Genomic DNA, 12,100 nt, shown 5'->3' on the forward strand with positions numbered 1-12,100 from the left:
TTCAGATTATGTGGGATGCAGAAGTTGATATTGCTATTGCGGGAGCTGGAGGATGCGGACTAGTAGCTGCATTGACAGTTGCAGAAAAAGGTCTTCAGGTCGCGGTTTTTGAAAAGACAGATTTCGTTCTAGGAAATACAGCTGCCAGCGCAGGAATGATTCCGGCTGCAGGTACAAGATATCAAAGAGAGATAGGGATTCAAGAAACGCCAGAAGAAATGGCAGAGGATATATTAAAAAAGAATCATCAGGAAAGCAACCCTGATTTGACACTTGCTCTAAGTAAAGTTTCTGGACCATTGGTAGAATGGATGAATGATAAATTAGATATGCAGTTCAGCCTTGTAACGGAATTTAAATATCCGGGTCATCGAAATTTAAGGATGCATGCACCACCAACTAGGTCAGGTTTGGAATTAATGAAAAAACTAAAACAAGCGGTAAATGATAAAGATAATATTTATCTAATGCTAAAATCCCAAGTGGAAAAGTTAATACTTGGTGATAAAGGTGAAGTGATTGGTATAGATGTACAAACTACAGATGGTGTTCAACGTATCAAAGCGAAAAAGGTTATTTTAGCAACTAATGGATTTGGCGGCAATACTTCAATGGTTAAGAAGTTTATACCTGAAATATCGGATGCATTATATTTTGGTTATGAAGCTAATACCGGAGAAGGAATTGAAATGGCGCTGGAGATTGGAGCAGACGTTTCCAATATGACTGCCTATCAAGGACATGCGGCTGTTAATGAGGCTACCGGCTTATTAGTAACCTGGGGTACCATCATGTCTGGTGGGTTTATGGTCAATCAAAACGGTGAACGATTTGGAAATGAAGCGCAAGGCTATTCTGAATTTGCCTTAGAAGTAGTAAAACAAGAAGTACAAAACGGATACATCATCATTGATCAAGATATCTATCAGAATCTCTTATCAATTGAAGATTTTAAACAACTAGATGAAATGGATGCATTCAAGTCTTCAGATAGTATCGAAGATTTGGCAGTTAAGTTAGGTATTAATGTAAAAAGCTTAAAACAAACATATACTGCGTTTCAAAAAAACGAGCAAGGTAGCTCAGATCAATTTGGAAGAACAGACTTTCCCAAACAATTAACAGGCAAGTTATTTGGGATTAAAGTAAGCCCTGCACTATTCCATACTCAAGGCGGTCTGAATATAAATGAACATGCACAAGTAGTTAATGGACAAGGTAATGTAATAGAAAATCTATATGCCGGTGGTGGAACAGCGGTAGGCGTTTCAGGAAGACATGCATATGGCTATATGTCAGGAAACGGACTTCTTGCTGCACTCGGATTCGGAAAAATAGCAGGAGACCATGCAGTACATATGATTCAGCAGAAAGGGATGGAGTAAACATGACACGTATTTGGGAAGACGCACTTACTGAAACAGATAGAATAGTAATCGAAAAGGGCGGATATGGTAAAAGTAGAGGACTAGGAAAGAAGCCATTATTAGTCATTATTGACGCACAGCATAATTATATTGGTGCAGATTTGCCTATACAAGAACAATTGACAGAATGGCCTAGTGGTGGTGGTGCCTTGGCCTGGGATGGAATTCGACAAATTAAGAAGCTGAAAGAAGTTGCAAAAGAAAATGGTATACCGGTTCTTTACACAAGGAACGTCCAAAAGAAAACAACTAAATTTGATTCATTTGCGACAAAAACAAAAAGAGATAATACTAAATATATAGATGGTAATCCAGCAGCAGATATTGTGACGGAAATAGCGCCAGACGAGGATGATATGGTTATAGATAAGAGTTATGCAAGCGCTTTCTTTGGTACCCCGTTGATCAGCTATCTTGTAAAGATGGATGTAGATACATTAATCATTGTAGGTGGTTCAACAAGTGGCTGTGTAAGAGCGACGGCAGTAGATGCAGTGACGCATAACTTTAATGTAGCTGTAGTGGAGGATGCGGTATTCGACAGAATAGAATTATCGCACAAAGCTGGTCTCTTAGATTTATGGATGAAGTATTGTGATGTAGAGAAAGTAGATAAAATTATGGATTATATGAAGTCGCTCTAATTATCAAGAGTAAGGGAGGATATATATGCTGGATTTATTAATTAAGAACGGAACTGCAGTTGTTCCTAGACAAGGTTTGAAAGAAGTAAATATCGGGATTCGCGACGGGAAAATAGTAGGGATTTATGAATTGCGTCAAACAATGGAAGCAAGAGAAACTATTGATGTACAAGGATTACATATCTTCCCAGGGTTAATTGATGCTCATCAACATTTAGGGATCTATAACTCTACTGAATTCGATTTTAAAGATACTAAACAACATGCAGTTGGTGGTGTTACGACAGTAGTGAATTATGATCGACAGCCAGTGAGCTATTTAGAGTATTTCCCTAAAGTAAAAGAAATCGGAGAGAAAAATAGTTATATTGATTTCACTTACAGTCTCGGGATATTGAAAGAGCAGCATCTAGATGAGTTAGAAGAATTAGTGGAAACGCACGGGTTGACGTCTTTTAAGTTCTTCCGTAATTATGAGCGTCAATTAAACGATAAATTTAGTATTGAAGATGGAATTAATCTATCCAGCTATGATTTAAAAAGGATATTGGAAAAGTTCAAGTCCATCTCGTCTAAACTTATGCTTTCAGTACATTGTGAAAATATGGATGTCAATCGAAAGCTGACTCAAGAATTAAAGGATTCAGGAGAAGATGATGGACTAGTAACTTGGTCAAAAACGAGTCCTGGATATGCTGAAGCTGAATCGCTGATAAGTACTCTCTATATAAATCATGTAGTAGGCGGAAACTTATTTATAGTTCATTTAAGTTCTGCTGAAAGTATGGAGGTTCTCGAAAAGACACCTTGGTTACATGAAAAGGGTGTAAAAGTAGAGACCTGCCCGCATTATTTGGTCTTTAATGAAGATCATGAAATAGGAATGAAAGCTAAAGTAGGACCACCAGTGCATACGGAAAATGACTCGAATCGTTTATGGGAAGGTATTCGCAATGGTACTATCAACGCCATAGGAACAGATCATGTGCCGAATTATTTAAAAGATAAATTAGGTGAGAAAGGTGGCGTTTGGGAAACGCAATTTGGCTTCCCGAGCATGGGCACACTTCTTCAGGTCATGTTGACAGAAGGATATGAGAAGCGTGATATTCCATTGGAGCGCATCGCAGATATTACTTCGTTGCAGCTGGCTCAGTCATATAACTTGGAGAACAAAGGCAGAATTGAAGTTGGTGCAGATGCAGATTTTGCTATTGTAGATTTAAAGAAACGTAAAACTGTAACAATGGATCAATTACATTCCTTATCCGACTACAATGTCTATGAAGGAATGGATTTGATAGGATGGCCTGTATACACGATCAGTCGTGGGGAAGTTATCGTCAAGGATGGTGTTCCTACTAAGGAAAGTGGTAGAGGAAAGTACGTTAGAAGATCGATTTAACACCATGTAGTTAAAATAGGGGGGGATGCAAAATGAAGAAGAAGTTATTAGCTTTAAGTATGGCAGTATCATTAGTTTTTGTTGCAGCTTGTGGTGAAGAAAGTGGTACTGCAGGTGGCGGAAATGAAGGGGAAAATATTGTGAAAATCGGTTCACTTCATCCATTAAGTGGTGGTTTAGCACTAGAAGGTCAGGAGATGTTAGATGGAGTCAAACTAGCAGTGGAAGAAGCAAATGAAGCTGGTGGTATCGAATCGATGGATGGTGCGAAAATCGAGTTAGTTGAAAGTGATCACGAAGGTTTGGCTGAAAAAGGAGTATCAGAAGTACAGAAACTCAACACAGCAAAAGTAGCTGGGATTATTGGAACATATTCAAGTGGTGTTGCACTTCCTGCTACTCAAGAAGCAGAACGTAATGGTATTCCGTTTATAGTGGATATCGGTTCAGCAGATGATATTACAGAGCGCGGTTTTAAATACACTTTCCGGTTACAACCGGCTGCGACATCTTTCTCGAAGGACTTTTTGAAATATTTTGAAGATTTAAATAAAAAAACTGATAAACCTCTTAAAACAGCTGTTCTAGTTTACGAAGATAGTGTTTTCGGTTCAAGTATTTCTAAAGCAATCAAAGAGAACGCAGACGATTATGGGTTGAAAATCCTTGGAGATTTACCACACTCGGCTTCTAGTGCAGATCTTTCTTCTACCATTAATAAGATTAGCTCTCTTAAGCCTGATGTAGTTATTACTACGACATATCTTAGGGATGGTGCAATGCTTGTAGAAGGACTACAAAGTACAAAGTTTGTTCCAAAAGCAATTATTGGAGTAGCAAATGGCGCATTTAGTAACGCTGGTTTTATTACAGATGAGAAAGCTGAAAACCAGAATATTATGGACGTAAACTATACAATTAATCCTAAAAGTGAAACTGCAAATAAAGTAAAAGAAGCTTACAAAGAAAAATACAATAAAAACTTAGGACCAAACGCAGCTTATTCTTACATGGCAGCAAAAGTTCTAATAGGCGCAATTGAGCGCGCGGGTACAAATGATCGTGAAAAAGTAATGGAAGCGTTAAAAGAAACAAATTATGAAGATCATATACTTCCTCAAGAAGCTATCCAGTTTGATGAAAAGGGCCAAAATATTGGTGCACGTGCTGTATTGAATCAAATAGATGGTCATGAATCAAAAGTAGTATATCCGGAAGAGTTTGCAGAACAAGAAGTCGTATATCCTGCAAATTGATAATGGAGGAACAAGAGTAGAGTCTACTCTTGTTCCACATTTCTTGAAGAGGAGGAAAACAAATGTCAGGTGGATTGTTTATTCAGTCACTAATTGATGGCTTACTGATGGGTGGTATTTATAGTCTAGTTGCAATCGGACTTACCATTATATTTGGAGTAATGAAAATCATTAACTTTGCACAAGGTGCATTTATGATGTTAGGAATGTATGTTACATACTGGTTATATGCAATAGCTGGGCTTAACCCATATTTATCAATTCCAATAAGTGCAATTGTATTATTTTTAGTTGGAGTAGCTATACAAAAAACTATTCTTTCTAAAATGATGGATGCACCTGAACATAACCAGTTGTTAGTTACATTAGGTATTATGTTATTTATCGAAAACTTCGCATTGATTTTATTTAAACCGGATTTTAGAAGTGTAACTGTTGAAGGAATGCCAAAGACAATCTCATTATTATCTATTAATATCGGAACAGGGAAACTAATTGCTTTCTTATTTGCAATAGGTTTGACAGCTTTACTGTTTTGGTTCTTGAAACATACATTTTTAGGTAAAGCAATCCGAGCAACATCTATTAATAGACAAGGCGCTGCGCTCATTGGAATTAATACAAAGAGAATTAATTATATAGCGTTTGGCTTAGGATCAGCTTTAGCTGCAATTGCCGGTACATTGATGACTCCATTTTTCTATACATCACCTGATGTAGGAAGCGCTTTCATACTAAAAGCTTTTGTTGTAGTTGTTTTAGGTGGACTTGGTAATGTATTGGGTGCATTGATAGGCGGGCTCGTAATTGGAGTAGCCGAATCGCTTGGTGGAGCTGTTTTACCAGGAAGTCTAAAAGAGTTAATGACGTATTTGATTTTCATTCTAGTATTGCTATTTAGGCCAAATGGGATATTTGGGGGGAAATCTAAATGAAAAAGTCTATGATTATTATAGCATCCGCGCTCGTTCTATTGCTTGTTTTTCCTTTATTTATAGAAAGTCAGTATATTATGCATATTTCTATACTTATTTTGTACTATTCACTTGTAAGTCAGGCGTGGAATATACTTAGCGGATATTCAGGTCAATTCTCATTTGGACATGCGGCGTTTTTTGGAACAGGTGCTTATACCTCATCAATTTTATTAACAAAATATGCAATAACACCATGGATTGGTATGCTAATAGGAGCAGCTATTGCATGTATTATAGGATTATTCATCGGTTTCTTATCTTTCCGATACAAGCTGCGTGGAGCTTATTTTGCTTTAGGAACATTAGCTTTTGCGGAAATTTTACGTATATTTGTTCAAAACACAGAGTTTTTTAATAAAACTTTAGGTGTTTTGATCACAATCAATCCAGATCCACTTATGTTCCAATTCGCTTCAAGAACAGGTTACTACTATACAATTTTAGTATTCACCATATTAGCTACCTTAATTGTATATTTTATTAGCAAATCCAGACTGGGTTATAACTTGGTCGCTATTAGGGAAAATGAAGAAGCAGCCCAGTCATTAGGCGTGAATACATTCAAAAATAAAATGATAGCAATTGCTTTGAGTTCTGCGATTACAGCTATTGGTGGCACGTTTTATGCACAGTATTTCTTGTATATCGAACCATCTACAACGTTTGGGAATGATGTCTCCGTAGATATTTTATTACCCGCAATTATTGGTGGAATGGGAACCGTATTCGGTCCTTTCATTGGAGCTTTGGTTATAGTGCCATTGGGAGAATTGACAGCGCATTTCTTTGGAGGTTTTGCAGGCGCTCATTTGATGGCTTATGGAATTATTTTAGTTGTAGTCATTCTCTACTTGCCAGGTGGAATTGTTGGATGGTACCAAGATCGTGTCAAAAAAAGAAAAGTGAAAAGAGGTACATAATATGGTCCTTTTAAAACTGGAAAAAGTAACTAAAAAATTCTCGGGTCTTATAGCAGTAAATAATATTGACCTTACATTACATGAAGGTGAGATACTAGGTTTGATAGGTCCAAATGGTGCTGGGAAAACGACTTTATTTCACTCGATTTGCGGATTTCATAGACCGGAAGATGGGATTATTGAGTTTGAAACAGGCGATATTTGCGGAATGAAACCCGAGTATATATGTAAACAAGGAATAGCTCGTACATTCCAGGTCGTACAACCTTTTGGGAACCTTACATTACTAGAAAACGTAATAGTTGGTGCTTTTAATACAGTGCATAAATACGATGATGCTGAAAAAATAGCTATGAAGCAGCTCGAATTTATGGGAATGGCCCGCAAAGCAGATACGGTCATGAAAGATTTAACTTTTGCTGAACAGAAGAAAGTAGAAGTGGCACGGGCACTTGCGACAAAGCCGAAGTTGCTTTTCTTAGACGAGGTTATGTCAGGACTCAATCCTTCTGAAGTTAATGAATTTATTGAGTTAATAAAAGATATTCGTGATCAAGGGATTACAGTATTCTTTATTGAACACTTAATGTCAGCGGTCATGGCACTATCAGATCGTGTAGTGGTTATGCATCTCGGTGAGAAAATTGCCGAGGGAAAACCAGAAGATGTTACGAAGGATCCAAAAGTAATAGAAGCTTACCTTGGGGAGGAGATCGCATGATAGAAGTAAAAAACTTACAGGCGGGTTATGGAAATATAAAAATCTTGCGCGATATCTCTTTCGAAGTAAAGAAAGGTGAAGTAGTAAGTATACTTGGCACGAATGGTGCTGGGAAAACAACTACCCTGCGGGCTATTTCTGGCATACTTCCCATTTGGTCAGGAGAAATATACTTTGACGGGAAACCTATCCATAATTCGACATCTGAACAAATTGTAAAAAGTGGTCTTGTGCAAGTACCTGAAGACCGCAAACTATTTACAGATATGACAGTGCAAGAAAATTTAGAATTAGGTGCATTTATTCCAAATGCGCGAAAACATCTAACGAGAAATTTGGATTATTGTTTTGAACTGTTTCCTATCTTAAAAGATCGTAAGTCACAAGTCGTAGGTACGATGAGTGGTGGTCAGCAACAAATGGTAGCCATTGCTAGAGCGTTAATGGCTGAACCGAAGTTATTGATATTAGATGAACCTTCCATAGGGTTATCTCCATTGCTGACGAAACAAGTATTTGATATTATTTCTGAAGTAAAAGAAAACGGCGTTACTATATTGTTGGTCGAGCAAAATGTTAACCAAGCGCTACGACTTGCTGATCGTGGATACGTGATTGAAAATGGTGAAATTGTTATAGAAGGAAATGCGAATGATCTATTAAATGATGAGAATTTGAAGGCATCCTATTTAGGGATTACTACGTAAATATATTTCCTATATTAAATAGTAAGGAGGCAAAGTGACTGTGATTAAATCTTTTCATAAAATGTTTGAAATTCTCTCTTTGTTTACGATGGAACGTACGAGTTTAGCTATAAGTGAAATAGAAGAAGCCAGCAATATTCCTAAAAGTACGATTTTTAGGATCTTGAATACGTTAGAAAGTGGAGGATTTATCACTAAGAATCCAGAGAATCATCGTTATTCATTAGGAGCTGAATTCTTTCGACTCGGAAGTATCTTCAATAGCCAATTAGATTTTCGTTCGGTTGCATTGCCTTTCATGAAAGAGTTGGCGAAAGAATCATCTGAAACAATTGAGCTAAACATTATTGATGATTTAAGCAGAGTGTGTATTGAAAAAATCGACAGTACGTTAGCTGTACGAAACTTTGTCAGAGTTGGGGATCGACATCCTATTCATTTAGGTGCTTCAGGAAAAATACTGTTGGCGAATCTTCCCGACAATGAGATGGAAGAAAAAGTACTTCGAATTGAAAAGGAACTAGGTAAACCACAGAAGAAGTTAAGGGAGGACCTAATACGAATTCGGGAACGAGGGTATACTTTTACAAAAGGCGAAAGGGTACCAGGGAGTTTTGCTATAGCTGCTCCTTTGTTTGATGTATATGGCGAGACTATCGGTAGCATTACATTAGCAGGACCTATCCAGCGTTTATCCGAAGAGCGTGAAAGTTTCCTGATTCAGTTATTGATAAACTCTGCAAAAGATATATCTAAAAATCTAGGTTTTTCAGACTCTAAATAATTTTTCAGGAGAGATTCTATGGAAATGTTTATCCAAAGAGTGACTGACTACTCTTTTGAAGATATAGATCAGACAACGTTGGAATCTGCAAAAAAAGTATTGATTGATACAATAGGTGCAATGATTGTAGGTGTCTACGATTCAAGTACAGAGCAGCTTCTGGATGAAGTTGAACCACTGCATCCAGGTACATATCAAATTATTGGTAAGAAAAAGACAGTTGATTTAAATTCGGCTGCTTTCATTAATGGTGTAGCGACGGTCGCTGTGGAGCTTGATGAAGGTAATCAGTTTAGTAAAGGTCATCCCGCGGCTCATGTCGTCCCTGCAATGCTTACGTATGTGCAAACAAAAAAGGAGTATTCAGGAAGGAATTTTATTTATAATCTCATAAGATCCTATGAAGTATGTTCGCGCTTCGGCAGAGCAACCACATTATTGTCAGACGCTCATGCTCATGGTACATGGGGGGTTGCCGGATCTGCAGCGAGTATTTTATTAATGGATGACGTGCCGGTAAGAGAAATGATGGATGGTTTAAATATCAGTGCATCATTTGCAATGCCGACCATGTGGAACGCTGCAATTGAGGGTGCGTTAATCCGTAATGTCTACGTTGGGCAATCAATTGAATCTGGTATAAAAGCCGCATCACTATTAAGAGCAGGTTATTATGCGCCAAAGCATAATATGGAATATGTGTTCAGTCAAGTTATTGGTAGTGATTTCGACTTTACCTCTTTTGATGGTTCTAGTAATTCTGGTTGGGATATCAATCGTAATTATTTTAAAACGCATGCATTTTGTCGTTATACACATGCACCATTGGATGCTTTTCAAGCGATCATAAAAGAAAATGATATACAACCATCAGATATAAAAAGCGTTACTGTCTCTACCTACACGAGAGCTTCTACTCTTGATAGTAAGGAATGTGGTAACTCCTTGTCCGCAAAATTCAGTATCCCATATGCATTATCAATATGGCTGCATAAAAAAAAGACCGACCAAACAGTTTTTAATGAAAACATTCTAGATGATCTAGCAATTAAAGAAACAGCTAAAAAGATTCAAGTAGTTCAATCAGATGAATTTGACAGGGATTATCCTTCAAATATGCCAGTTGAAATATTAGTAACTTTGCACTCTGGAGAATCGTTTAGACAACGACTTGATAATGCAAATGGCGCGCCTGGAAGCCAGATGACTCGACAGGATATTATTGATAAGTTTAAAAGTAATACTAGTCCCTTCATCTCATCTTCTAAACAGAATGAAATTATTGCCTGGATAGCTGATATAGAAAGTAAATCCGATATGAACGATCTACTGAATTTACTTTGTTGCTAACATAGTACTAACAAAGAAAAAATATACGAACTATGCAGACGGAGGGGAGTTTGTCCATGCTATATGAGATGAGTAAGTTAAATGAAAGAGATAAATATCGTTTATTGACTAGCTGTATAGTGCCTAGACCGATTGCATGGGTAACTACTATAGACACCCAAGGAATTGTAAACACGGCTCCATTCAGCTTTTTCACTGGTGTCTCAATAGAGCCTCCTTTAGTGATTTTTGCAGTTGAAAGAAGAAAAGGCGAGAAGAAAGATACAATCGTCAATATTGAAAACACAAAGGAATTTGTGATTAATATAGTAACTGAAAAGAATGTTAAGCAAATGAATGAAACTTCACCAGATTACGAGCCAGAAATCGATGAAATGCAAAGTGCTAAGTTAACACCTATTCCATCTCATTTTGTTAAGCCTCCTTCTATCAAAGAGTCTCCCATTCATTTAGAGTGCACGCTAGACCAAGTAATTGAAATCGGATCTTCCCCACATAGCTTAGTAATAGGAAAAGTAGAATATATTACAGTGGAGGACGTATTGATTGATGATGGCAGAATCTCTATGAAGGATTTGCAAGCTGTAGGGCGTCTGGGTGGCAAGTGGTATACCGAAACAGCAAATCTATTTGAGTTGGATCGATTGGACTGGAGAAAGAAAGAAGTATAAAAATGGAGGTATGTGCAATGAGAAATCAAACAGAAAAAAAGGGTCCATTGGATGGTATTCGTATATTGGATCTTTCCACAATGATTGCAGCGCCTTATGGAGCAACATTGCTAGGTGACTTTGGTGCTGAAGTTATAAAAATTGAAATGCCGGGTAAAGGTGATACGCTTCGGGGGATGGGACCGTTTAAGGGGGATGAACCTTTACGTTGGCCTACCATGGCAAGAAATAAAAAGTCATTAACTTTAGATTTGCACGATGAAGCAGGTCAGAACATCTTGAAGCAGTTGGTTGCTAAATCTGATGTTGTCATAGAAAATTTCCGACCAGGAACACTTGAAAGCTGGAACGTAGGATATGAAGACCTAAAAAAAGTGAATGATAACTTAATTATGATTCGTGTTACAGGTTATGGACAAACAGGACCTTACTCACATAAAGCTGGTTTTGGTACTCCTGCTACTGCATTTAGTGGGTTTACATATTTACATGGTTTTACTGACCGTCCGCCGATTAGTCCTTCATTTTCATTGGTTGATTACATTACAGGTATTCATGTAGCGTTTGCCACTACTACGGCGCTATATCATCGTGATGCAACAGAGGATGGGGTTGGACAGTATGTAGATATGGGCTTATATGAAACTGTTTTTAGAATGATGGAATTCCTTGTAACGGATTATGATCAAAATGGTATCATAAAAGAACGTTCTCCAGGTTTAAGTGGCCATTCAAGTCCAGCGGGCACTTTTCAAACGAAAGATGGTCATTGGGTTGTTCTAGTAACTAGTTCTGACCGTACATTTGACCGTCTTGCAGAAGCAATGGATCGAAAAGATATGCTAACAGATGAGCGTTTTCATACAAATGCCGTTCGTCTACAGCATTTTGAACTAACGAATGGGATTGTGGCGGATTGGGTAAAGACGAAAGATAGAGACGAACTGCAAAAACACTTGGATGATTTTGGTGTACCAATTAGTCCTATCAATAGTATTGAAGACATTTTTAACGACGAACAATTTAAGGCTAGAGAAAACATTGTAGAAGTGGAGCACCCGAGGTTAGGGAAAATGAAAATGCCAGGTATTGTTCCGAAGTTTTCTGAAACACCAGGTTCTATTCGAAATATTGGTCCTGACTTAGGCGCTAACAATGAAGAAGTACTAAAAGAAATCATAGGTTTAACGGAAGAAGAAATTGAGGATTTGAAAAATAAAAAGATTATTTAAGGAGCG

Annotated in this window: 12 protein-coding genes; all 12 read left to right on the plus strand. The window is 37.5% G+C overall.

Annotation, left to right across the window (positions count from 1 at the left end; all coding sequences use genetic code 11):
* Positions 1 to 8: 8 nt before the first annotated feature.
* The 12 genes from CSV68_RS08885 to CSV68_RS08940 all read left to right on the plus strand — a co-directional run bounded on the left by CSV68_RS08885 (position 9) and on the right by CSV68_RS08940 (position 12,094).
* Positions 9 to 1,385 carry an FAD-dependent oxidoreductase gene (locus CSV68_RS08885; protein WP_158233506.1) on the plus strand — a complete coding sequence of 459 codons (1,377 nt, stop codon included), beginning with the start codon at positions 9 to 11 and terminating at the stop codon, positions 1,383 to 1,385.
* A gap of 2 nt (positions 1,386 to 1,387) precedes the next feature.
* Positions 1,388 to 2,071 (plus strand): isochorismatase family protein, encoded by a 684-nt coding sequence (locus CSV68_RS08890; protein ID WP_099661946.1) that lies wholly within the window; start codon positions 1,388 to 1,390, stop codon positions 2,069 to 2,071.
* 25 nt (positions 2,072 to 2,096) lie between these two features.
* A complete protein-coding gene (locus CSV68_RS08895) occupies positions 2,097 to 3,476 on the plus strand; it encodes a dihydroorotase (RefSeq protein ID WP_099661947.1) in 1,380 nt (459 codons plus the stop codon).
* A gap of 32 nt (positions 3,477 to 3,508) precedes the next feature.
* Positions 3,509 to 4,732, plus strand: coding sequence for an ABC transporter substrate-binding protein (locus CSV68_RS08900; RefSeq protein WP_099661948.1), 1,224 nt, complete (start codon positions 3,509 to 3,511; stop codon positions 4,730 to 4,732).
* 62 nt (positions 4,733 to 4,794) lie between these two features.
* The gene (locus CSV68_RS08905; protein WP_099661949.1) at positions 4,795 to 5,667 is read left to right on the plus strand and encodes a branched-chain amino acid ABC transporter permease; all 873 of its coding nucleotides are present in this window, start codon (positions 4,795 to 4,797) and stop codon (positions 5,665 to 5,667) included.
* Complete coding sequence (locus CSV68_RS08910) at positions 5,664 to 6,629, plus strand: branched-chain amino acid ABC transporter permease (protein ID WP_099661950.1); 966 nt, start codon at positions 5,664 to 5,666, stop codon at positions 6,627 to 6,629. The genes CSV68_RS08905 and CSV68_RS08910 overlap by 4 nt, the downstream gene beginning before the upstream one ends.
* Before the next feature lies 1 nt (position 6,630).
* Positions 6,631 to 7,350, plus strand: coding sequence for an ABC transporter ATP-binding protein (locus CSV68_RS08915; RefSeq protein ID WP_099661951.1), 720 nt, complete (start codon positions 6,631 to 6,633; stop codon positions 7,348 to 7,350).
* Positions 7,347 to 8,057, plus strand: a complete 711-nt coding sequence (locus tag CSV68_RS08920; RefSeq protein ID WP_099661952.1) for an ABC transporter ATP-binding protein — start codon at positions 7,347 to 7,349, stop codon at positions 8,055 to 8,057. The genes CSV68_RS08915 and CSV68_RS08920 overlap by 4 nt, the downstream gene beginning before the upstream one ends.
* 40 nt (positions 8,058 to 8,097) lie before the next feature.
* On the plus strand, positions 8,098 to 8,841 hold the full coding sequence (locus CSV68_RS08925) for an IclR family transcriptional regulator (RefSeq protein WP_099661953.1): 744 nt from the start codon (positions 8,098 to 8,100) through the stop codon (positions 8,839 to 8,841).
* Between the two features lie 18 nt (positions 8,842 to 8,859).
* On the plus strand, positions 8,860 to 10,191 hold the full coding sequence (locus CSV68_RS08930; protein WP_099661954.1) for an MmgE/PrpD family protein: 1,332 nt from the start codon (positions 8,860 to 8,862) through the stop codon (positions 10,189 to 10,191).
* Positions 10,192 to 10,247: 56 nt separating this feature from the next.
* Complete coding sequence (locus CSV68_RS08935; protein ID WP_099661955.1) at positions 10,248 to 10,862, plus strand: flavin reductase family protein; 615 nt, start codon at positions 10,248 to 10,250, stop codon at positions 10,860 to 10,862.
* 17 nt (positions 10,863 to 10,879) lie between these two features.
* Positions 10,880 to 12,094, plus strand: a complete 1,215-nt coding sequence (locus CSV68_RS08940; protein ID WP_099661956.1) for a CaiB/BaiF CoA transferase family protein — start codon at positions 10,880 to 10,882, stop codon at positions 12,092 to 12,094.
* Positions 12,095 to 12,100 lie beyond the last annotated feature (6 nt).

It is taken from the genome of Sporosarcina sp. P29, from assembly GCF_002743265.1.
Taxonomy (GTDB): Bacteria; Bacillota; Bacilli; order Bacillales_A; family Planococcaceae; genus Sporosarcina.